This window comes from Frankia sp. AgB1.9, from assembly GCF_016786355.1.
In the GTDB taxonomy this organism is placed as follows: domain Bacteria; phylum Actinomycetota; class Actinomycetes; order Frankiales; family Frankiaceae; genus Pseudofrankia.
This window is the reverse complement of the sequence record NZ_JADWYX010000123.1, coordinates 1-21042: the sequence shown is the minus strand read 5'-3', so window position 1 is coordinate 21042 and position 21042 is coordinate 1. Positions and strand designations below refer to the sequence as shown.

General features: G+C 69.4%; 21 protein-coding genes. 11 read left to right on the top strand and 10 right to left on the bottom strand.

What is annotated here, in order from left to right:
• The first annotated feature begins 53 nt into the window (after positions 1-53).
• From I6A60_RS33845 to I6A60_RS33800, 10 genes are all read left to right on the top strand, one after another.
• Positions 54-1271: a helix-turn-helix domain-containing protein gene (locus I6A60_RS33845; protein WP_203024478.1), complete on the top strand. Its 1218-nt coding sequence runs from the start codon at positions 54-56 to the stop codon at positions 1269-1271.
• 488 nt (positions 1272-1759) lie between these two features.
• Positions 1760-2050, top strand: coding sequence for a hypothetical protein (locus I6A60_RS33840; RefSeq protein WP_203055787.1), 291 nt, complete (start codon positions 1760-1762; stop codon positions 2048-2050).
• Entirely contained in the window at positions 2019-2531 is a 513-nt protein-coding gene (locus tag I6A60_RS33835; protein WP_203024480.1) for a DUF6879 family protein, read from the top strand. Before I6A60_RS33840 ends, I6A60_RS33835 begins: the two co-directional genes overlap by 32 nt.
• Before the next feature lie 12 nt (positions 2532-2543).
• Entirely contained in the window at positions 2544-3404 is an 861-nt protein-coding gene (locus I6A60_RS33830; protein ID WP_203024481.1) for a Scr1 family TA system antitoxin-like transcriptional regulator, read from the top strand.
• Positions 3405-3602: 198 nt separating this feature from the next.
• Positions 3603-4814: a methyltransferase, FxLD system gene (fxlM, locus tag I6A60_RS33825; protein ID WP_203024482.1), complete on the top strand. Its 1212-nt coding sequence runs from the start codon at positions 3603-3605 to the stop codon at positions 4812-4814.
• 82 nt (positions 4815-4896) lie between these two features.
• Complete coding sequence (locus tag I6A60_RS33820) at positions 4897-5058, top strand: FxLD family lanthipeptide (RefSeq protein ID WP_203024483.1); 162 nt, start codon at positions 4897-4899, stop codon at positions 5056-5058.
• A gap of 97 nt (positions 5059-5155) precedes the next feature.
• Complete coding sequence (locus I6A60_RS33815) at positions 5156-8227, top strand: lantibiotic dehydratase (RefSeq protein ID WP_203024484.1); 3072 nt, start codon at positions 5156-5158, stop codon at positions 8225-8227.
• The gene (locus tag I6A60_RS33810; protein ID WP_203024485.1) at positions 8224-9483 is read left to right on the top strand and encodes a lanthionine synthetase C family protein; all 1260 of its coding nucleotides are present in this window, start codon (positions 8224-8226) and stop codon (positions 9481-9483) included. The genes I6A60_RS33815 and I6A60_RS33810 overlap by 4 nt, the downstream gene beginning before the upstream one ends.
• Positions 9484-9496: 13 nt before the next feature.
• Positions 9497-10318, top strand: coding sequence for a thiopeptide-type bacteriocin biosynthesis protein (locus I6A60_RS33805; protein WP_203024486.1), 822 nt, complete (start codon positions 9497-9499; stop codon positions 10316-10318).
• An 8-nt stretch (positions 10319-10326) separates the two neighbouring features.
• On the top strand, positions 10327-11466 hold the full coding sequence (locus I6A60_RS33800) for a hypothetical protein (protein WP_203024487.1): 1140 nt from the start codon (positions 10327-10329) through the stop codon (positions 11464-11466).
• Positions 11467-11575: 109 nt separating this feature from the next.
• Here the strand turns inward: I6A60_RS33800 and I6A60_RS33795 are convergent, their stop codons facing one another.
• The 4 genes from I6A60_RS33795 to I6A60_RS42260 form a co-directional block, all read right to left on the bottom strand.
• Entirely contained in the window at positions 11576-11788 is a 213-nt protein-coding gene (locus I6A60_RS33795) for a DUF397 domain-containing protein (protein ID WP_203024488.1), read from the bottom strand.
• Entirely contained in the window at positions 11785-12654 is an 870-nt protein-coding gene (locus tag I6A60_RS33790) for a helix-turn-helix transcriptional regulator (protein ID WP_203024489.1), read from the bottom strand. Before I6A60_RS33790 ends, I6A60_RS33795 begins: the two co-directional genes overlap by 4 nt.
• A gap of 598 nt (positions 12655-13252) precedes the next feature.
• Complete coding sequence (locus tag I6A60_RS33785; protein WP_203024490.1) at positions 13253-14641, bottom strand: IS1380 family transposase; 1389 nt, start codon at positions 14639-14641, stop codon at positions 13253-13255.
• 95 nt (positions 14642-14736) lie between these two features.
• Positions 14737-15015: a hypothetical protein gene (locus I6A60_RS42260; protein WP_238436813.1), complete on the bottom strand. Its 279-nt coding sequence runs from the start codon at positions 15013-15015 to the stop codon at positions 14737-14739.
• 244 nt (positions 15016-15259) lie between these two features.
• On the opposite strand from I6A60_RS42260, the gene I6A60_RS33775 reads away from it, so the two are divergent.
• Positions 15260-16444: a DUF6236 family protein gene (locus tag I6A60_RS33775; RefSeq protein WP_203024491.1), complete on the top strand. Its 1185-nt coding sequence runs from the start codon at positions 15260-15262 to the stop codon at positions 16442-16444.
• Between the two features lie 125 nt (positions 16445-16569).
• Here I6A60_RS33775 and I6A60_RS33770 read toward each other — a convergent pair whose 3' ends face one another.
• The 6 genes from I6A60_RS33770 to I6A60_RS33745 all read right to left on the bottom strand — a co-directional run bounded on the left by I6A60_RS33770 (position 16570) and on the right by I6A60_RS33745 (position 20849).
• The gene (locus I6A60_RS33770; protein ID WP_203024492.1) at positions 16570-16764 is read right to left on the bottom strand and encodes a hypothetical protein; all 195 of its coding nucleotides are present in this window, start codon (positions 16762-16764) and stop codon (positions 16570-16572) included.
• 114 nt (positions 16765-16878) lie between these two features.
• On the bottom strand, positions 16879-17262 hold the full coding sequence (locus tag I6A60_RS33765) for a hypothetical protein (protein WP_203024493.1): 384 nt from the start codon (positions 17260-17262) through the stop codon (positions 16879-16881).
• 412 nt (positions 17263-17674) lie between these two features.
• Entirely contained in the window at positions 17675-18265 is a 591-nt protein-coding gene (locus tag I6A60_RS33760; RefSeq protein WP_374113510.1) for a class I SAM-dependent methyltransferase, read from the bottom strand.
• Positions 18266-18806: 541 nt separating this feature from the next.
• Entirely contained in the window at positions 18807-19118 is a 312-nt protein-coding gene (locus I6A60_RS33755; RefSeq protein ID WP_203024495.1) for an SHOCT domain-containing protein, read from the bottom strand.
• Between the two features lie 272 nt (positions 19119-19390).
• Positions 19391-20131, bottom strand: coding sequence for a hypothetical protein (locus I6A60_RS33750; protein WP_203024496.1), 741 nt, complete (start codon positions 20129-20131; stop codon positions 19391-19393).
• A gap of 262 nt (positions 20132-20393) precedes the next feature.
• Positions 20394-20849, bottom strand: coding sequence for a hypothetical protein (locus I6A60_RS33745; protein WP_203024497.1), 456 nt, complete (start codon positions 20847-20849; stop codon positions 20394-20396).
• Positions 20850-21042 lie beyond the last annotated feature (193 nt).

The following is a 21042-nucleotide window of genomic DNA, read 5'->3' as shown; positions in this document are numbered from 1 at the left end:
CGATCCAGGTCATACTGGAGTGGCTTGAGCCCGCATCCTTATAGAAGGCTGGGATGGACGAAGGCATCGGTACGAAGCTACGCACCTTGCGTCGTTGGCGTGGGATGACACAGGCAGAGCTGGGGGGTCTCTCCGGGCTGTCGGAGTCGTTCATCTCGATGGTCGAGACCGGGAAACGTCCGCTGGACCGGCGCAGCCACATCTCCGCCGTGGCGACCGCCTTGCAAGTGTCGGAGTCCGAACTGACTGGCGCGCCGCACCTCGGCACGGACCCCAATCAGTCGGACCCGCACCTCGCGATTCCGGCGCTGCGCGTGGCGCTACAGACCAACGCCCTGGCGGAGCCAGCCATTGACCGTGCCCGGCCGCTTGCTGATCTACTCCGCGCAGTGTCAGACGATCTAGGTCCGCTTCGTCGCCGATGCGACTATGTCTCGCTCGGTGCGGCGCTGCCTGGCGTGCTCGACGAGCTCTACTTCCACACGGCCGCGCCCGCCGACGAGGCGGGACATCGGCTCGCGCTGACCGCCCTCATCGAGACATGCGTGGCTGCCTCGATGACCGCCAAGAACCTTGGCTATCCCGATCTTGCGCATCTGGCCGCCATTCGGGCCCAGGAGGCCGCCGAGTTCGTCGATGACCCCGTTGAGCGGGGAAAGGCAGCTTACCTGCGTATCCTCACCACGCCGTGGGCCGGTGCAACCGACCGGGTCCTCGCCCTCGCTGACCGGGCGGCCGGCGCGCTCGAACCGTTCGCCGCGACGCCGTTGGGCATCGAAGTCCTCGGAATGTTGACGCTTACAGCGTCTCTCGCCGGCGCCGTCGACCAGAAGGACGACGTCGCTACGAGCTGGCTTCGTGAGGCATCAGGACTCGCCGCCCGCCTTCCCAGAGACGAACCCCGCGAGGCCTGGCAATCGTTCAGCAGCACCAACGTCGCCGTTTGGCAGGTCACCGTGGGAGTGGAACGCGGTCTCTCCGGCCCAGCCGTTCTTGATCTTGCGAATCGGGTGCACACGCCTCAGCTCGCGCGGGTGCCATCCCGGTACGCCGGATTCCAAGTCGATGTCGGCCGGGGGCTTGCCCGCGACCCGCGTACGCGCGCCGAAGCCATCAAATGGTTGCGACGCGCCGAAGCGACCGCCCCCCAGCGGGTGCGCAACAGCGCCGCCGCCCGCGAGACCGTCTCGTACCTACTCAACCGCGCCGTGGCCAACGCCGGCGGCCGAGAGCTTCGCGGCATGGCGGCTAGACTTGGCGTCCGTCACTGACCAACGATCGCCCGACCGCATTATCCAACGACGGGCACGCGGAGAGCCCGCCGCTGCGTGCAGCCCGCTTGGTCGTCGGGAGCGAGCCGGGTACGTATCCAGGCTGCCACGGCCAGCAGCCCAGGTGCGCGTCTGTTCGCCTGCGGAGCGGGTTACCCGGCAGGTCAGCCACCCCGGTGATCCGCAGCGGGACGGCGCGGTGCGGCGGTGGCGGATGGGCCACCAGGTCGACCGCAGGCTCACCCGTGCCCGATCAGGCCGTCGGCGGGGGCAGGACTGGCACGGGCTCATGATCGGCCTCCCGCAGCGAGGTCTGCTGGGGTCTGGGCGCAGGTGCGGTCGCGAGCCGCTGGGCAGCCATCGGGTAGAACGCTTCGCGGGGGTGTTGGTGTGCTCGCCGGCCGGGGTGATGATGGTTTGGCAGCGGCGCGGAAAGATCGTTAGCGGAACCGCCGCCGGCGAGACAGCTCGGTATCGACGAGATCACGATGGAGGTTCGACTCGTGCAATCAGATGGCCTTGGCGACGATCTGCGCGTGACGTTCTACTGCAAGGATCCGGGCTCTGTGGACATCGACGACTGCGCGGCCTTCTACCAGACCGACCGGTGTAGCTGGATCGTGCAGGGCAAGCAGCGGGGCGACGCGGTTGCGGCGCAGCTGCGCGCGCTTGCTCTCGACGAGACGTTCGTCGAGATCCCTGAGCCGTTGGTCGAGCTTCTTGTCCATCGGTATGTCAAGGAGCGGTATGGAACTGATCTCGACAGGGCGGCGGGCTGAGCTGATCGCGAATGCCCGGACCGTCCTGAAGGTGGAGCTGAGAGACCACTACGCGGTCGACCGAGAGCTGTTCGTGGCGTGGCAGGCAGGGAGCGCCGACACGCTGGACCGTGCGGCTGCGGCCTCGCGGGACAGGGTCGCAGCGCGCGTCGCGACGGGGATGAGCCTTCGGCGGGTGAAGGTGGTGTCCGAGCCGCTGTCGGAGTACCAGCGGTTCGCCTTTGACTACAGTGCGCATACAGTCGCCGCCGGTGAGGACATCCGGTGGCTTCCGCGACGGTTCACGTCGACAGTGCTGCTCCCGGGCAACGACTTCTTCGTGCTGGACGACGATCTCGTGATCTTCAACGTTTTCGATGGCGGCGACAACAGGGCCGAGCAGCAGCTTCACCAGGACTCGGAAACGGTGAAGCTGTGCCGCGGCGCGTTCGACGCGGCCTGGGCGGCGGCGGTCCCGCACCAGGCGTATTCAGCGCGCTAACGGGCGCGGGCGTTGGCGGATCCAGCAGGTGCCGCCCGGCGTGCGTTCGCCGTCCGGCTCCGCGACCTGCGCAAGGACGCGGGCCTGACCGGGCAGGAACTGGCCGCCCGCACTGGCCTGCACAACACGAAGATCTCCAGGATCGAGCACGCCCAGCAGAATCCCTCGGAGGAGGACATCCGGGCGTGGTGCCTCGCTTGCGGAGTGGCTCGGCAGATCCCAGAGCTGATCGCCGTGCACCGCGAGGTCGAGCAGATGTGGGCCGAGCACCGCCGCGAGCTCCGGGCCGGGATGGTGCACGTCCAGTCGCGTAGCACCCCGTTGTACGAGAGCACGAGGCTGCTGCGCGCCTACGAGTCGAACGTCGTGCCGGGCATCCTGCAGACCCGCAGGTATGTCGTCGCGGCGCTGACGACCAGCGCCCGCGTCCACAACCTTCCGCTCGAAGATGTCGACGCGGCTGCGGATGCCAGGCTGGCTCGGCAGCATCTGGTCACCAAGCCGACCGGAACCAACACCTACAGCTTCGTGATCGAGGCTGGAGCGCTGGAGCACGGCTTCGGCGGCGACTCCGTGATGCACGAGCAACTCGACCTCCTGCTGCGCGTGACGAGGCTGCCAAACGTCACGTTCGGGATCATCCCGCCGCTCAGCAGCCGGGACATCCGACCAGGTGAGGGCTTCTACCTCTTCGACGACCAGCTCGTGCGCACCGAGATGTGGGCAGGCGGGTACCGGACACGGCGCCCCGACCAGCTCGCTTTCTACATCAAAATTTTCAACGCGCTGCACGGCCTGGCCGTCCATGGCACAGCCGCGCGGGAACTGATCGAGGCCGCGCGCAGGTACCTGCAAACTCGTGAAAACTCCTAGCTGCATTGCAGGAGATCTTCCTACGGTGATGACGAACTCTCTGCCGACCCGTACGACCACCGTGAGTAGTTTTGCACGTCACACCTGCGCCGATGCCCTCGGTTGGCCACGCCAACACGACCGACCGCGAAGATCGCCCACAGGTGTCAGCCATCCGACATCGCACTTCCCACTCCCATCGACAGCAAGGAGCGTTGCGTGTCCCAGACGGGCAGCACCGCCGTTTCCGCCCAGGCCGATGAGCTTCGCCGGGCCATGGTGCGGGAACTCCGCGAGCAGGAAGCGATTCGGACCGAGGTGGTCGCCGCCGCGTTCGCGTCCGTGCCCCGGCATCTGTTCGCGCCCGGCGAGCCGCTGGAGACGGCCTACGCACCGCATGGCACCGTCGTGGCGAAGCGGGATGCGGACGGCCTGGTACTCAGCGTCATGTCCGCGGCCCATCTGCAGGCGGTAATGCTGGAGCAGGCGTCGGTCGAGCCGGGAATGTGTGTGCTCGAAGTAGGGTCTGGCGGTTACAACGCGGCGCTCCTTCAGGAAGTCGTCGGCCCCGAGGGTCGGGTTACGACGGTCGATATCGACCCGGATATCATCACCCGCGCCCGGACGTGCCTTGACACGGCGGGCTACGAGCGGGTCCGGACGCTGACAGCCGACGCCGAATTCGGCGTTCCGCAGCTCGCCGCTTTCGACCGGATTGTGGTCACCGCCGCTGCGTGGGATATCCCTTCGTCATGGATTTCGCAGCTCACTCTCGATGGGCGGCTGGTGGTCCCGCTGCGGATGCGCGGTCTCACCCGGTCGGTGGCCTTTGACCGGGACGGGGACGGGCTGGTAAGTCGCGACTACCGCCTGGCGCGATTCGTGCCGATGCAGGGCCGCGGCGCGTTCACGGAGCGGAAGGTACTGCTCCGGGAGGGGGTCGCGATCCAGACCGATGACCCCGCGGTGCGCCTCGACAAACAGGCTCTGGACGAGGCGTTGAGCGGGCCGGCCCTGGAGGTGTGGCCTGGGGCGGTGTGGGATTTTCCCGACGAGCTGGAGCTGTTTGCCGCGCTCAATCTTCCACGGGTCGCCTCGATTCACGCGAGCCAGCGGATCATCGACGAAGATGTGCTCGGCCCGGCGGCTCTGCTGGGTGTGACAATTTTGGTCACGGAGGACAGTTTCGCGTACCGGGCGAAGCGGGCGAGTGGGTCCACCGGAGAGTACGAGTCCGGTGTCATCGCCCATGGGCCGCAGGCCGAATCCCTCGCCAAGCAATACGCCGAGGTGCTGTTGCGGTGGTCGGATGCCTATCGCCGCCGAGGTGCGGCGACCTTCCGGTACCGTCCCGATGCAGCGGGCCTTGGGCCGCTTCCCACAGATGCAGTGGCCAAGCGCCATGGGACCGTCACGGTCACCTGGTCCTAGGACGCCGACTCCGCGACTTCGGGATTACTTGAGCGGTAGTCGGAGTAATCGCAGTGCTTCAATCCGAGAGGTGGGAAATCGCATGTCCGTGCTGATTCCAGAGCCGCCCACAGGGGACCTGGACGACTGGGAACTGGACATCACCATTGTCGAGTCCGGCCCGGCCGCCGACCAGCTCATCCGCATGACCAACGACGGCTGCAACTCGACCTGCGCCACAGCCTGCACCAGCTGCCCCGCGTAGCGGCCCGTCCGTTCCCGTGTCCCAGCTGCCTCTGGTGCCCGACGGCCCTCCGCGCAGGAGGTCGTCGGGCACCGCAGCATCGCCCGCCGGAACGCCCGTGTACAGGTATCTGGACGCCGCGTTGGTCCGGGCGCCGGCTTGGCAGCCGGATTCCGAGAGTCTGCGGTGGCCGAATCTGGCCGGCGCTGGCGCCACACCCGCGTCCTGGCGGGCGTGGCTGGACGAGGTATGGCAGATCCCTGAGTTCGCCTACGCGGTAAAGGCCGCCAGCCCTGATCTCGGCCGCCAGGTGGCCCGGCTTCTGAGCCAGCGGGAGTCTCCTGAGGCGGCCACGCGCCGAGCGGCGCTCTCGACGTTGCGATACCTGCTGCGGGCGTCGAGCAGGGCCACTCCGTTCGGCCTACTGTCAGGCGTCGCCGCAGTCCGCATCGGTAAGGCCGCGCAGAGCCGGATGGGTAGCGAGCACCACGCGGTCGTCAGAGCGGACATGGCGTGGGTGAACGGCGTGATCGAACGGTGGGAGTCTGCGCCGGACCTCGGCCCCTACCTCACTGTGACCGCCAACAATCTCGCGGTCCGGCGCGCCGGTCATCTGCTCCTTGAGCACCGGTCACGCGGCGCTGCCGGCAATGCACCGGACCGGGTGCGCGTACGCGCGACCGGGCCAGTCCTCGCCGTAATCGAGGCCGCACGGCACCCGATCCAGGTCCCCGATCTGGCTGCCGCGCTCGCGAGCAGGTTCCCAGTCGTTCGCGGCGCCGTGATCAGAGATCTCATTGCCGGGCTGGTCGCGCAGCGGTTCCTGATCAGCGACCTGCACCCCTCTACGACGTCTGCCGACCCGTTGGGCGCCCTGCTGCGCGCGCTCGACGCACTCCCACTGACCGACGACAGCGAGTCCACCCAATGGCGGGCGGCCCTGCACGGGATCCAGTCGGCATTCGCCAGGCACAACAGGGCCACCGACCCTGCCATCGCTGGGGACGAGCGGGCACGGGCGGAGGCGCTGATGCAGGGCCTGCACTGCTCGGCCGGACCTGCCCAGGCGATCGACCTTCGTTTGGGCTGGGATCTGACCATCCCGCGGACGATCGCCGCGGATGCCGCCGACGCCGCCGCAGTCTTGTGCCGCCTGGCACGACGCCCCGCCCTCAGCGCCGGCTGGGTCGCCTGGCACACCGCGTTCCTGGAGCGCTATGGACCGCGGGCCGTGGTTCCTGTTCTGGATGTGGTCGACCCCGGCACGGGCCTCGGCTACCCCGCCGGCTACCTGGACTCCCCGCATCCCCCGCCCTCGGCTTCGCTTGCCGGACGCGATCGGACGCTGCTCAAGCTCGCTCAGACCTGTGCGATGCAGGGCGTCCGTGAGATCACGCTCGATGACCGCCTCATCCGCGAACTCTCCGCGGTCAACCACGGGCGCGCGGTACAGCCAAGCACAGAAATAACGGTGCGTGTCCACGCGCGGCACCTTCGGGATCTTGATGAGGGGCAGTTCTCGCTGCACGTCACCGGCGTTTCCCGGGCCGCCGGGACTACCGCCGGACGCTTCCTCGGGGTCCTCAACGATGCGGACCGTGATCGGATGAGCCGCGTGTATGCGGGGCTGCCGGCCGTGCACGACGGCGCGGTCCTCGCGATGATCTCCGCACCCCCGCTGCACGCGAAGACGGAGAACGTGGCTCGCGCGCCGCGGATAGCCGAAGTCGTCATCTCGCTCGGGGAGCACCCCCAGCCGGACGCCGAGCAGATCCCGGTCACGGATCTGGCCGTGACCGCGGACGCCAACAGCCTGCACCTGTTCTCTGTCTCCCGGCAGGGGCCGGTGCACACCATTCTGCCCACCGCGGTCGATCTGGCCCATCATTCCCAGCCGCTGGCCCGGTTTCTCCTCGAAGCCCCTGTCGCGCTCGCGGCCCCGTGCGCGGGCTTCGACTGGGGTGCCGCGCACACGCTGCCGTTCCTTCCCGCGCTTCGTCACGGCCGCGTCGTCCTCTCCCCGGCTCGTTGGGTACTCACCGCCTCCGAGCTGCCCGACCAGACCGACGGCGCGGCGTGGGACGACGCGCTGGCCGCCTGGCGCGCTCACCGCGCCATCCCCCGATGGGTCTACCTGGGCGACGGCGACCAGTGCCTCCGCCTGGACCTGAACGAGCCATCTCACCGAGTTCTGCTGCGCGCGCACCTAGACCGGTGGGAGGACGCGCTGCTGCGGGCCGCGCCGACGCCGGATGACCTGGGCTGGGCCGAAGGCCGAGTCCACGAGATCGCCATCCCAGTGGCCGCCGCCGGGCAAGCCGTCGCGCCCGTCACCGGGCCCCGCGAGGTCACCCTGCACCGCCACGGCCACCCGCCGGGATGCGGAGGACGGCTCTACCTCCAGTTGCAAGGCCCTGCCGACTATCAGGACACCATCCTGATCCGCCACCTCCCGGACCTGATCAGCCGTCTCGGCGCCGTGGTGAACACCTGGTGGTTCCTCCGCTACGCCATTCCTGGCGATCATCTCCGGATACGTTTCACCTTCAGCGGCCACCGAGCGGGGCCTGCGGCCGAGCAGATCAGCGCCTGGACCGAGGCCCTCCACGATGCCGAGCTCATCAGCCACGCGACCTGGGAAACCTCCTTCCCAGAGACGGCACGCTTCGGCGGCAGCGCGGCACTCGACGCCGCAGAAGCCTTCTTCGCCGCCGACTCGGTAGCGGCGCTGGCCCAGGTCAGGGCATCTGCCGCGGCGAGCGGCCCAGACCCTCGGGCACTGACATCCGCCAGCCTCGTGAGCATCGCCGCCGGCCTGATCGGCGACGAGGCCGACGCCATGCGTTGGCTGGTCAAGCACGCTGCTACCGATCCGGCACCCCCGCCGCGGACGCTCTACGACCAGGCGGTGACGCTCATCAACCCGAAGCCCGCTGCCGCCGCCCTGCCAGCGCTCGACACGAACACGCTCGCCGCCTGGGCAGAACGTGAGGCCACGCTCGCCACCTACCGACGCGTTCTCGACGGTCTCGATGCGACGCCGGCCCAGGATCTACTTCCTGATCTCCTGCACCTGCACCATGCCCGGATGGCCACGCCGAATCGCGCCGCCGAACGCGTCTGTCTCCACCTCGCCAGGGCAGCCGCTCTCAGCTGGCTCGCCCGCACACGAACGGCCCCGCGCCCATGACCACTCCTGCCATTCCCGCCGCGCTCGCCCTCGCCGACGAGTTGGCAACGCGACTGGCCGATCCACACGTCGTATGGCCTGGCAGGCCTCCAGCCGAGACGCGGTGCTGGCCGCAGTCCCTGGCCGGAGGCGCCGTGGGTATCGCCCTGCTGCACCTCGAACGCGCCCGCTCCGGTCTCGGCTCCTGGAAGACAGCGCACCGCTGGCTGTCAGAGGCCGCCAGCGGTGAAGTCACCGGCGCGCCGAACGCGAGCCTGTTCTTCGGCGCGCCCGCGCTCGCCTTCGTGCTGAACATCGCCGCGGAGCACCCCGAGCAAGGCAGGTTCCACCGAGCCCTGGCAGCCCTCGACCGCGCCACCATCGCTGTCACCCGGACCCGCCTGACCCGGGCACAGGCCCGAATCGACCACGGCGACCATGCCGAGATGCGCGAGTTTGACCTGATCCGGGGCCTCACCGGACTGACCGCTTACCACCTCAGCGCTCACCCCGACCACGTGATCACCCGCGACTGTCTGGCCTACCTCGTCCGGCTGACCGAACCACTGCCCCGCACAGACAGCGCTCTTCCACCCTGGTGGACACCCGTCGCACCGAACGGAGAACCGGACTCGCGGTATCCGCGCGGCCACGGAAATTTTGGCGTCTCGCATGGCATCGGGGCCGTGCTCGCCGTCCTGTCGCTGGCACTACTGGCTGGGATGGGCGGCCCCCCAGATCTCGCCAGAGCAATCGACCGCCTCGCCGCCTGGACTGACCTGTGGCGACAACACGACAGCGACGCTCCCTGGTGGCCCGGCCTCGTCACTCCTGAGCAGATCGGGCAGGGTCGAGTCCACTCCGATCTGCGCCCCGTCGCTTCCTGGTGCTACGGCGTCGCAGGCACCGCCCGCGCACAGCAGCTCGCCGGCCTAGCGCTCCGCGACCTCGAACGCAGACAAGCCGCCGAGGCCGCGATGCTCGCCGTGCTCCGTAGCCCTGCACAGCTCGGCCGACTTTCGAGCACTGGACTGTGTCACGGGACCGCGGGACTGCTGCACTGCGCGTGGCGGATGGCGGCCGACGCCACCACTCCCGAGATCGGCGCCGAACTCCCGCAGCTGGCCACGCACCTGGCCACCCAGCTCACCAACGGCCCCGCAGCGCCGAACCCCGACCTGCTCGACGGAATCACCGGTGCGGCGCTCGCCCTGCACACTCTCGGCACCGGCCGCGCCCCTGCCCCCTTCTGGGATTCCTTCCTCACCCTCGCCTAATGGGAGGCACTCTTTGGAGCCGTGGAACCAGGTGAACGTCGCCTTCCATGACTGGAATCGGTCCGAGCCCCTCGCCTTCGCCCACCTCGGCCCACGCATCCTCGCCGCCGAGACCAGCGGCCAGATCCGCTCCTGGTTCTTCATCCGCAAACATCCCTGCTGGCGGATCCGTTACCTGCCCGCCGCGGCTGACGGCACAGCCCAGATCGGCCTCGAAAGCCACCTCCAGCAGCTGACGGCCGGGGGGCACATCGCGGGATGGACGACGGCTGTCTACGAGCCGGAGATTCACGCATTCGGCGGGCCAGAAGCCATGTCCGTCGCCCACCGACTCTTCCACCACGACAGCCAAGCTCTGATCACCCACCTCCCCAGCCACGCGAACGCGGGAGCCCGCCACCGCCGCGAAACCTCACTCCTGCTCTGCTCCCTCCTTCTGCGCGCCGCCCAGCAGGACTGGTACGAGCAAGGAGATGTCTGGGCCCGTGTCGCCGCGCACCGACGACCCTCGACAGCCACGACGCCCGATCACCCACACCGCCTCTCCGCGGCAGTCCAACGTCTGATCACCGTCGACACCGAGGCCGCCACAGGGGCGGACGCACCGCTGGCGTACCTGGCCGCCTGGGCCAGCGCCTACGCCTCGGCGGGCAAAGACCTCGCCACCCTCGGCAACGCCGGTCGTCTGCACCGCGGACTTCGCGACATCCTGGCTCACCACGTGATCTTCTGTTGGAACCGCCTCGGCCTCTCCTACGCGCACCAAGCCGCACTCGCAGCCACCGCGAAAGCCACGGTCTTCGGCCCAGACCCCGCAACCACCCGGTCCAGTTAGCCGGGATCATGTTCATCGACCCCGGGTGGTTCCCCCTCGTTGCGCGTCCCAGGCCGCCAGGCCAGCCGCTCGCAGTACGCATCGCCGGACTCACCGAACTCGCCGCGCTGCTCCCGGACAGCACCGGCCACCAGCTAGCAAGCCGCGCGGCCGAAATACTCAACAAATCCGCCCTGGTCACATCCGATTGCGGCTTCAACGAACTGGCCCGCGAACTGTGCTTCCGATACTTCCGCATCTTCAACGAGGTAAAACCATGGCCCACCTGGGCGGCTGGCCTGGCCGTCCAGCCCATTCTGAACATCCCCCGTCAGCTCATCCGTGACGGCCGCGGCGCGGAGGCACATGCCCTCCTGGAGACACTTCTCGCCGCGGCCCGCGCGCAAGCAATTGTCGTCATCGACGGTCACGTGATCGACCTCCGGGCAATCACCGACAGCCCGAAAGTCCACCAGGATATCTGCACTCACATCTGGACGGCGCTGCTCGCCGATGGCACCCGTGCACTGATTCAAGCCCGACGCTGGACGGAAGCGGCCCAATACGCGGGCTTCCACCGCGGAATCGGCACACGCCTACTCGACGGTCGTCAGGCTGCGATCCTCGCCCATCTTTATAACGGCCGACCCAGCGACGCCGCAGCCATGGTCGACCAGTCGCAGACCATCGGAAGCTCGGAACACGCGGTCCAGTGTCTGCTGCGCGTACTCTGCCAGCAGGCCGCCGGAACTGTCACCCGAGCCGACACGGACCTCATGGTCGGCGCCGCTCTAGCAAGCATGGAACGCAATGATCCCTCGACCGTGGTCGCGCGCACAAGAATCGGCCTCGCCGCCCTCAGCCTCGCGAGCGACACCCACACCCCGATCGAGGCGCTACAAGCCAGAATCATCAGCCTTGCGACCAGCGACGCCTATGCCGCCAGAGATCTCCTTCAACTTCAGGCACACATACACCTCACCGCCACCCAGTCAAACGATCTGCAATCCGTCCTTCGCGTGTGCTCCCTCGGGGCGCGAAAAATCTCCAAAGAACTGCACAGACACCTAACGAGCGCGGTAACGCAGGCCGAGGCATCGCTCACAAGAGCACTCATCCACCCCTCTGGATCCCCAATTCACGAGCCATACAGACGCGAGCACGTATGACTGATGGCGTTCCTCATACGGGCCTCGGCATCGGCTCCGATGCTCGGCCCGCGCGGTCCGGGGAGCGCCTTGTGGAGCGTGTTTGGTCCGTGCCGCGTGCGTGGCGTTCTCAGTCGCCGAACTCGCCGTCGCGGGCGGCTGCGAGGAAGGCGGCCCACTCGGTGGGGGTGAATCGCAGTGTGGGGCCGTGGGGGTCCTTGCTGTCGCGGATGGCCCGGCCGCCGTCGGGGAGTGGTGCTACTTCGACGCAGGCGGATCCGTCCTTGCTGAAGGTCGACTTCACCCAGGCCAGGGCGGTCGGCTGGGGGTTCGGCGTGGTCACGTCTGTCTCGCCTTCTTCTCGTGTTCCTCGGCGACCTCGACGAGGACGTCGGTGGACTGCGCCGGGTTGAGGGCGCGGGCGGTGAGAGCGTCGCGGATCTCGACGAAGGGGGCGACGTCCTCGGGCTCGTCCTGGAACATGCTGCCGGCTGCGTGCTCCAGGTGCACGATCGCTCGGCCCTTGTCGAACTCCAGCAGGACGAAGGAGCCGCCGGCGCCTTCGTGTGCGCCGAACTCGAAGGGCAGCACCTGCACGGTGATTGATGGACGCTGGGCCGCGGTGAGCACGTGGCGCAGTTGGGTGGCCATCACGGCGGGTCCGCCGACTGGACGCCGCAGCGCCGCCTCGTCGAGGAGAACGTGGAGCTCGGGCGGGTCGGGGCGGCTGAGGATCGCCTGGCGCCCGAGGCGGGCCGCGACACGGGCTTCGACCGCCTGAGGGGCGAGGCCGCCGCCGACCATGACCGCCCGGCTGTATTCCGCTGTCTGTAGCAGCCCGGGGACCAGCACCATTGCGACGTCGACGATGCGGGTGGCCTGCGACTCGAAGCCGATCAGGCCGACGAGCGCCTTCGGTAGTCCTGTCTGGCCGGGCCAGGTCGCTTCCCACCAGCCTGGCTGGTCGGCCTCGCGGGCCCGGTCGAGGAGCCGGTCGCGCTCGACGCCGGTGATCTTGTAGACGACGAGGAGCGCGGCGATGTCTTCGGGGCTGATCCCCCGCTGTCCGCTTTCCAGGCGGCTGAGGGTGCTCGGTGACCAGCCGAGTTGTTCGGCCACTGCCCGGCTCGTGAGGCCGAGCGCGGTCCGCAGGTCACGCAGCTCGGCGCCGAGACCGCGCGAGCGCACCGAGGGCCCTCGCCGAGGCATCGCCCTCCCCTTTCGCGCCGCTACGCGGCCGTCGCGACCGTCATCGTCCTCGCTCTCGGCGACGACGCCCACAGCACAGAACGCCCCGTCCTCACCCTCTACGAAGCCGCTGCTATCGCCCGCGCGCTCACCAACGCAGTCCGCCACGCCATCGGCACGGCACCGAGACGTCGCAGCTGGCCCTATGTCAGGACATCGCCACTGAAGCGTGGCCGTGCCACCAGGCAAAATGGCCGAGGCACTCACACCTCCGAAGGCACTCCCGGCTGACCTATAAGGCCGCCTCAGCCAAGAAGGAGCGGCCATCCGACCGCCCCAGTGCGGGCCTCGGCGATGTCCACCGCCGACCATTTCCGACCCCCGCAGGACGACCGACCTCGACACCGTCGCCAAGACAACGGCACGCTAGCCCCCAGATCTTTCACGCCTCGGCCAGGTGTGATCGCGGGCTGGCCTGCCACCCGTGTTGATGTTGAGTTTGGTCGATCGGTCTGAGTGCGGCCGTGGCCGGGTGCCCCGTTGTCGCGCGGGGTGGATGTCCGGTCCACGTCCGGAACGTGTTTCTCCTGGTCGGCGGGTGAGAGGTCGGTGGCCTCGGCTATCCAGGGGCGGGCAAGGCGCGCAGTGTGGTGATCGCCTGGACGGTCAGCGACGCCCAGGGGTGGTGAGCGGCCAGGTGCAGCACGGTCTGGCGGGCGTGGCGGGCGAGTCGTCCTGCGAGCCAGAACAGCCGGTGGCGGAGCCGTTTCGGTTCCCAGCGCCCTGCCGGGTGGTCGGCGAGAGCGATCAGTTGGGTCCAGGCGGTCAGGTCGAGGGCGAGCGCGACGAGGGCGCACCAGATCCGGTTCTGGGCGAAGTCGTGCAGCGGCAGGTTCGTCAGGCCGGTGTCCTTCGCGCCGCGGATCCGGTCCTCGCAGCGGGCACGGCGGCGGTGGCGTAGTTCCAGGTCGGCGAGCTGACCGCGGGGCGTGTTCGTCGCGAACGCGGTGATCCGGTTCCCGTCGACGTCGGTGATCCGTAGCTGGGCGCCGGGATGCGGCCGTTCCTTGCGGACGATGACCCGCATTCCCGGTGGCCAGCCGGTCAGGTCCATCAGGCCGGTCAGTTCGGCGACGAACGCGCCGGCCCGCGGCCGGCGGTCGCCGTCATAGGCCGGCGTCCACGCCGCCGCGGGAAGGCGGGCGATCAGCTGGGCGGCATTGTCGGGCAGGGTGAACCCGACCGAATAGCCCACCCGGCGCCGGTGCAGCCACTCGACGAAGACGTGGGTGCCGCCTGCCGAGTCCGCGCGGATCAGCACCGCACGGGACCGGCGCAGCCGCCTGGGCAGCTGGCCGAGCGCCCTGGTCGCGACCGTGATGTGGTCGGCGGCCGTGTTCGACCCGGCGTTCCCCGCCCGCAGCAACACCGCCGCCGGCTCCCCGCCACCGTCCTGGCCGTGGTCGATGAACGCCCAGAGCGGATGGAACCCGAACCCTTTCTTGAACGTCGGCCGGGTCTGCTCCTTCTCCGAATGGGCCCTCACCAGGGTCGCGTCCAGGTCCACGACCAGCGGCTCGTCCGCCGACACCGCCTGGCCTGGCGCGCGGCGGCCCGCGAGCGACCACACCCGTTCACGCGCGACCGCTCTGGACCGGTCGATCGCCGCGAGCACCCGCTCGGCGTCATCGGCGAGCCGGTCGATGGTCCGTGACACCGTCGGGTCCGACGCCACCAGCCCGAACAGCCCCGGCTCCGCGCGCAGCAGCGCAATATCCGCGAGGCAGTCCCCGCCCAGCGCCAGCGACACCGCCAGATCGGTCAGTACCTTCGCCGGGTCATGCGTCGCGGCCGGCGACCGCCACCCCGCGAGTTCGTCCGACAGCACCCGGCCCAGCCCGGACACCCGCACGGTCTCGGTCAGCAGCACCCCGCCCGCCGACGACACCACCCCCTTGCCCGCAGTGTCGACACGGACAGACGGATAGACATCGGTACGCTGCACCATGAAGGTGCTCCTTGGTTTGGATGGATCAGGCCCTCAGCAAGCCCAATCCTCCCTGCTCAGGAGCACTTTCCCATTTCCAGACACCCAACAGATGATCACGCCGGTGAAAGCCTGAGGCTAGCCGCGTCCTCGCCGGCTACGGGGTTGCGGCCGGTTCCGAGAGCGGGCAAGGCCCGCTGATCACGTAGTGAGAGCGGGATCTGGGTCTGGCGCTGCTCTAGTGATTGGGCTTGCGGCTGTTCACACGCGGCGACGGGGTACCAGGCCGCGCTGGTCTCGATATAACGCACCGTCAGGCCAAAGTGATGGATGCCGACAATGCCGCTGACCGGCGCACCTACAGGCGTCTCGGACGCGGACCCCATCTCGGACATGACCCACAGCATGGGCAGAACAACGCTTGCTGTCACCGTCGCGCGACCCGACGATTCCCGGCACGACCCCTGTCGGACGATCTTGCGATGTGGCCACCCGCCCAGGGCCACCGACAGTCGCGGCGCCAACGCTTCGCCACCACAAGATCTGCGCCAGATCCCGTTCTCGCTGGCGTAGCCAGCCCGCCGTCAGGCGCCGAGTGGGATCATGAGCAGGCCGAGAGTCGGGACCCCTGGGGGCGGCATGACAGACATCGCGCTGTATTACCCGTGGACACGGGTGCGGGATGAGACCTGGCTGAAGGCTGCCGCGCTGTACTGGCCCCGGCTCGCGGTATTGAGCCCAGTCGGCTACACCCGCAACGAGTCGCCTACTGCTCGGGTTCTGCGGGAGGAGTTGGGGTTCCTGGTCGAAGCCGATCCGGCGCCGCGAGCGCTGCGCCTCGCGGAGGACTTCCTGACGCTGATCAGCCAGCAGGCCGCCGCGCTGGTCGCACGGTACGGCTGGCTGGCCGAGTTCCCCCGCGAGTTGAACGCTGTCCTGAACGACTGCCGTCGGGTGGAACACCCGGTCGACGACGATCGGGTCAATTGGATCCACCGCGGGAAGCTTCCCGACGCTTTGCTCCAGCGCTTGGTCGAGACCCGACTCGGTGTCGCCAGCCCCGACAGGACGTGGGTCGCCGTACATCCGCGGCTGGCCTCGGTGTACCTGACAGCTCTCGCCGACCGCGTCGCGGCAGCCAACAACCTCGCCCCGGTCACCGACCAGCCGAGACACTACGGTGTGCTGAACGGGTGGACGCTGGAGACCATCACCCGGGTCCTGCTCACCGACGATGTCGAGCCGCCGACGTCGACCACCGCCGAGGTCTCCGCGCTGTACGCCTCCCTCGCGGTCGCGACCATGGTGCCGGTGCGTCTTGAGGCTGTGCCCGTCGAGCGGATCGTCCGGGCCCGGCGGGCGCTCGCGGACGAGTTCGACGCTTTCCGCCAGCACGTGGAGGCGCTCGGCGATCAGCTTGCCGACATCGCGCGGACATCCGAAGACCCGAAGATCCTGCGGGAGAAGCTGGACGTCCTTGTCGACCGCGACTTCCGTGGTTCCACGGCCGATCTGGAACGTGGCCTGCGCCGGCTTGGACTGGAGCCGGTGCGGGCGGTCCTAGGCCTGACGTCGTTGGCGCTCCCCATTACAGCGGCCTGGCTGCCGGAGATGGTCGGGGTTCCCGTCGTGGTGGGTTCGGCGGGAATGGTCGCCGCGACCGTCGTCAGCTCCACCGTACGGGCGCGTGAACAGGCTCGGGAACACCGCCGCAGCGCGGCGGGCTACCTCCTTGGCCTACGCGAGGAACTCGGCCCCTCGGAGGTCGTGAACCGCGTCCGCCGCACGTTGCGCACGCCTGACCCAGCGTCACCCCTTCGCTGACGCACGGATCGCCACCGTGACATCCCCGAACCGGGCCAGACCCGACGCCCAGCGCCACGACGCGAAGCCGCGGCGCCGGGCGCAGCGGCCCGCGCGCTGCTGTCGTATCGCGCCTCCCCCCGGTGTCACCTCGGGTTCCTCGGCTTCGCTGGGCGTGGCGGCAGAGCGCGGGCCGCAGCGGCGGTGAGGGCGTCGAGGAGCCGCAGCAGCCCGTCGGTGCCGGTGATGTCCACGGCAATGCCGGCGAGGGCGTCGAGCAGGAGCAGCGCCAAGGCGGCGGTGTTGGCCACCAGGCTCCAGCCGTCACCGCTGGCGCGCACGAGCCGTCCGCCGCCCATGGCCTGTCGGGCGCGGACCGAACCCGGCGAGCAGCCACGAGTACCTCACGGGAAGCTCCCTCAGGGACGCCGGAACTCGGACAACGGCTTGATCTGCTAGTTCCCGGGGCCACGTGTGGAGATTCCCTCTGGCACTTCGTCGGCGAAAATACCGTAGGGCGCGCCGCCGGCGGTGTAGCCGGCAACGAAGAACGGGCGGCCGTCGAGCGTTATCCACGGGTCGTCATGGAGCCGCTCATCATCGCGACGCTCGGCTCGGCGACCCGAACCGGCCGCCGGGCGCTGTGCCCATCGGCGCGCGGCGTCCGGGAGCTCGACACCGAGCCAGGTCAGGTCGTCGTACGCGGTGTATCGGTCAACCGCGTACCGCCTGGCGTATCCGTCAATGGTGATCTTTACACCCGTGCGGATCCACGCGCGCGCCGAATCGCGGCGTTGACCTTGGCGCATGCGGTGCCGACGCGGCTGCACGACGTCCATGCTAACGATGGCCTGGCGCGGCGCGACGGCCGTGTCGCTGCGAGCTACCTGGATGACGACCAACCAAAATGCGACTTCGGACGGGCTGACCGCACGAGGCGCCTGGTGCGCCGAGCACTCGGGCCGGCATGGCGCCGATCCCGCTGGACGAGTGCGACGCGTCGGTCCAATGCGCCCCGCTGACGCCGATCGACCCGACACCGAGCCACGTGCGTGGTCGCTGCTACGGCGTTCCCCGATTCTGCTGACGGGGCTCCCCGCCCCGGGGCAGACCATGGGCGCCGCCGAACTCGGTCGAGCCCCACCCGCGCACGTGACCGCTCCCCCAGACCCTCTTGTAGCCGTTGTATGGACGTGGCCGGTGTCTCGTTCCGCGCCGTCGAACTCCAGGTCCGGCGGGGCGCGGGGGCGGTTATCGGGGCAGGGTCTGGGTGATGCGCCACAGCCGTCTGGGCAGGCCGCCTTCTTCGAAGGCGTGCACCTCGTCGAGGGTCCAGCCGTTGGCGAGATTGTCGATCAGGCCGCGGGGGACGAAATGGACAGCGAAGCCGCCGTGCTCCCAGATGTCGTCGCCGTGGCTGGTGCCTGCTTTGTAGTGGGCGTCGCCGGTATGCCGCACCGTGTAGACGAAGGCGCCGCCCGGCCGTAGCACCCGGCGTACCTCTGCGACCAGGGTGCGGATCTCCTTCGTGGACAGGGCCATGCTCAGCAGCATGTGCGCGAACACCGCATCGATGGACCCGTCCACGGCTGGCAGCGGCTCGCGTACGTCATGGACCGCCGTGGTGATCCGCTCCGCCGTGCCCTGGCCACGGGCCGCCTCGCGCAGCTGCGCCAGGCCCACCGGACTGAAATCAGTGGCCAGCACGGTGAAACCCTCGCGGGCGAAGTACAACGCGTCGCGGCCGTGACCGGCGCCCAGCTCCAGCACCTGTCCGGCGCCGGCCGCGCGGAAGACCCGGGCGGCGTGAACGGCTGGCTCGGACGGCTCCTGTCCGTACATGGCGGGGTGCTCGCCGTAGGTCCGCTGCCAGTGCTCGCGCTGGGCCTCGGCCAGCTCCCGCTCCGCCACCCGGACGCCCTTCTCGCCACCCAGCCGGCGCCAGGTCCCGTACAGGCCAGCGTACGGAGTCCACCATCGGCCGCGCGGCCGGTCCCCGACGGGCTCCATAGCCCGAGCGGCCGGGCCTGCGACAGGGGCTTCCCGTCCGGGTCGTCGAGTTCAGCGACCCGAGCGGCGCCCTGGTTCGAGCCAGGCGCGAACCCGCTCCACGACGCCGGCTGGGCAGAGAACGGCGTCGCACTTCACCGACGAGATACCCTCGCGCGACGAGCCATCACACAGCGTCGCGGAACAGCGCGCCCCCGCCTGTCCAGGTCCGCGGCGACCCCACCAGCCCGTACCCCAGCGGATGGCCCCGACCTCCAGCGGTCCACCGAACCGACACGGAAGCAAGGCCAGAGGCCAGCGCCACTGGCCGGCTGACGCGCCGATCACGCCCACGTCATGGCGGCCGTGCCACGTGCGGTCACCATCTTGGCCGTCAGTGTTTGACGAGGTGGTCCGCCGTCTCGCGGAGGGTGGCGAGACGGGCGCGGTACTCGTTCTCGTCGATCTCGCCGCGGGCGAAGCGATCGGCCAGGACCTGGTCGGGGGACGGGCCGGGAGGCCCACCGGTGGCCGCGGGCCCGGCGGGTGGCGAGGTCGGGGAACGACCGCGATCGCCGGTGTGGGTCAGTGCCCGTACGACCAGGATCGCCCCGATGATGAGCACGGCCCAGAACAGCAGCGTGCCCAGGGACATGGCGAACCAGGCCCAGCCGCCCATGCCGTGGCCGTCGTGCCAGTACATCATCACTGTCACCTCCCGGAGAGAGCGGACGGACGTCCCGAATCGGGTCCCTCGCCGCACTCCCCCTTCTTCCAGGATGCGGCGACTCGCGCCTGAGCGCAGGTGCTGGACGACCCGATACCACCGGGTCAACCCGCTCACCGCCGGGTGCCAGCTGTCCAGCATGGCCACGAGCCGACGACGCTCCTGGCTGGTCGACGGGTGGCGGGTCCCCGCCCGTTGTCGAGCGGGTCCCCGCCCCCGGCGAGGTGTGTGCCGATGGCCCCGTCAGTGGGCTATCCGACGGTGATGGTCATCGCGGCGGTGTGCAGGGTGCCGGCGGTCTGGAACTGCAGGAACAGCCGCCAGTTGCCGGATTTCGGCAGGGTCGCCTCGAACGACAGGGCCGGTCCGCCGTGGTCGCCGTTGACGCTGCCCTGTGGGTGGAGGTGGGCGAAGGCCTGGTCGCCGGCGTGGAAGGCGGTCACGTGGGCGTAGGTGTCGAGGTACGGCTGCAGGTCGGTGACCGGCTTCCCATCCCTCGACACGGTGACGGTGAGCAGGTGCGTCATCCCGGCCATCGTCTTGTCACCGGAGACGGTGAGGGTGTAGCCGTCGACGGTGGTGCTGGTCGTCGCCGCCGGTAGCGGGACTGTGGCGGCCGTTCCGGGGACGGTGACCGGCTGACTGAGGACCAGCGGGGTGTTCATGCCGCCGGCGGGGGTGATGAACGAGGTGTACACCCGGTAGCTGCCGGCTGGCGTGCCGGCCAGGTTGGCGGTCCAGGTGCCGTCGCTGGCCATGGTCGGGTGGACGTGCTGGAAGCCAGTGAGGTCGGACCGGATCAGGTAGAGGTGCATGAGCTTGGTCTGGTCCGGCTGGAAGGAGGTCACCGGCATCCCGTCCGCGCCGCGGATCTGGAACTGAAACACGGTGGCCTCGTTGGCCGGCAACGAGGTCGCCGCCGGGACGAACCGCAGTCCGCTGGCCTCGGCGGCGAGCCCGTCCCCCGAGGCCATGTGGTTCATACCGGACATGGAGCCTCCCGGCGTCGAGGCCATGGCGGAGGGCGTCGATCCGGCCGAGCCGGCCGGGTTTCCCATCGACGAGGACATCCCAGACGGGCCGCCAGAGCTGCTCCCGCAGGCGGTGGCGGTGAGAAGGACCGCGCCGGTCAGACCGGCCGCGGCGAGGGCTCGGCGGGCACGGGCATGACGGACAGGCAGCATGAGATCGAGGTCTCCCGGATAGGGGCACGCTGGTGGCGTGCGGATGGACGTGACAGCGACCGTTGGTCGGTCACGTCCGGGAGACACACAGCTCGTACAGGATCAGGGAGCCGAACCGCGGCGGTGCCCGCCGCCGCGGCCCGCGTCTCGCCGCCACGAGGGGCCTCGGCGAGGTCGGCGTGATGATGGCGAGCAGACCAAGGGCAACCAGGGCGAGCAGCCCGGCAAGACCGAGGGACGGCGGGGTCGCCGCGCACGGGACACCGTGCATCTCCCCGGCGGCACCGTGGGCGTACATGTCCGCGCCACGCAGGCCGACGTTCGCGGTCGGCCGCTCCACGGCGGTGGGTGCCGCCATCGACCCGGCGTGCTCGCCGGGCATCGCCGGTGTCGCCATCGCGGCGAAGCCCGTGCCCGCTTGCGCGCAGGCTTGCATGGCGGGCAGACCATGCATGACGGCGAGCCCAGCCAGCGCCGCCAGGACGGCGACGAGACGCGCTCGCGCGAGCGCCGTCTTCGCGTCCACGCCTCTCCTTCGACCGGTCGGGTTCACGCCGCCAGGCGAGCAGCTACTCCGGCACATGGTAGATGCGGGGACTCGCCTGACGGGGTTCGTAGTTCCGATCGCCAGGCGATCGGTGTCCTAGGGCCTGTTTGAGAAGTGCGTGGGCTGGTCGGCTGTGGATCAGGTGGTGAGATCCGGCCGGAATGATCCGTTG

What these genes read in the sequence shown, in the direction of transcription:
- I6A60_RS33810 (WP_203024485.1), top strand. Translation starts at nt 8,224, where the DNA reads ATGACCACTCCTGCCATTCCCGCCGCGCTCGCCCTCGCCGACGAGTTG.
- I6A60_RS33775 (WP_203024491.1), top strand. Translation starts at nt 15,260, where the DNA reads ATGACAGACATCGCGCTGTATTACCCGTGGACACGGGTGCGGGATGAG.
- I6A60_RS33760 (WP_374113510.1), bottom strand. Translation starts at nt 18,265, where the DNA reads ATGTACGGACAGGAGCCGTCCGAGCCAGCCGTTCACGCCGCCCGGGTC.
- I6A60_RS42260 (WP_238436813.1), bottom strand. Translation starts at nt 15,015, where the DNA reads ATGTCCGAGATGGGGTCCGCGTCCGAGACGCCTGTAGGTGCGCCGGTC.
- I6A60_RS33800 (WP_203024487.1), top strand. Translation starts at nt 10,327, where the DNA reads ATGTTCATCGACCCCGGGTGGTTCCCCCTCGTTGCGCGTCCCAGGCCG.
- I6A60_RS33820 (WP_203024483.1), top strand. Translation starts at nt 4,897, where the DNA reads ATGTCCGTGCTGATTCCAGAGCCGCCCACAGGGGACCTGGACGACTGG.
- I6A60_RS33790 (WP_203024489.1), bottom strand. Translation starts at nt 12,654, where the DNA reads ATGCCTCGGCGAGGGCCCTCGGTGCGCTCGCGCGGTCTCGGCGCCGAG.
- I6A60_RS33755 (WP_203024495.1), bottom strand. Translation starts at nt 19,118, where the DNA reads ATGATGTACTGGCACGACGGCCACGGCATGGGCGGCTGGGCCTGGTTC.
- I6A60_RS33750 (WP_203024496.1), bottom strand. Translation starts at nt 20,131, where the DNA reads ATGTCCGGTATGAACCACATGGCCTCGGGGGACGGGCTCGCCGCCGAG.
- I6A60_RS33840 (WP_203055787.1), top strand. Translation starts at nt 1,760, where the DNA reads ATGGAGGTTCGACTCGTGCAATCAGATGGCCTTGGCGACGATCTGCGC.
- I6A60_RS33845 (WP_203024478.1), top strand. Translation starts at nt 54, where the DNA reads ATGGACGAAGGCATCGGTACGAAGCTACGCACCTTGCGTCGTTGGCGT.
- I6A60_RS33765 (WP_203024493.1), bottom strand. Translation starts at nt 17,262, where the DNA reads ATGGACGTCGTGCAGCCGCGTCGGCACCGCATGCGCCAAGGTCAACGC.
- I6A60_RS33785 (WP_203024490.1), bottom strand. Translation starts at nt 14,641, where the DNA reads ATGGTGCAGCGTACCGATGTCTATCCGTCTGTCCGTGTCGACACTGCG.
- I6A60_RS33835 (WP_203024480.1), top strand. Translation starts at nt 2,019, where the DNA reads ATGGAACTGATCTCGACAGGGCGGCGGGCTGAGCTGATCGCGAATGCC.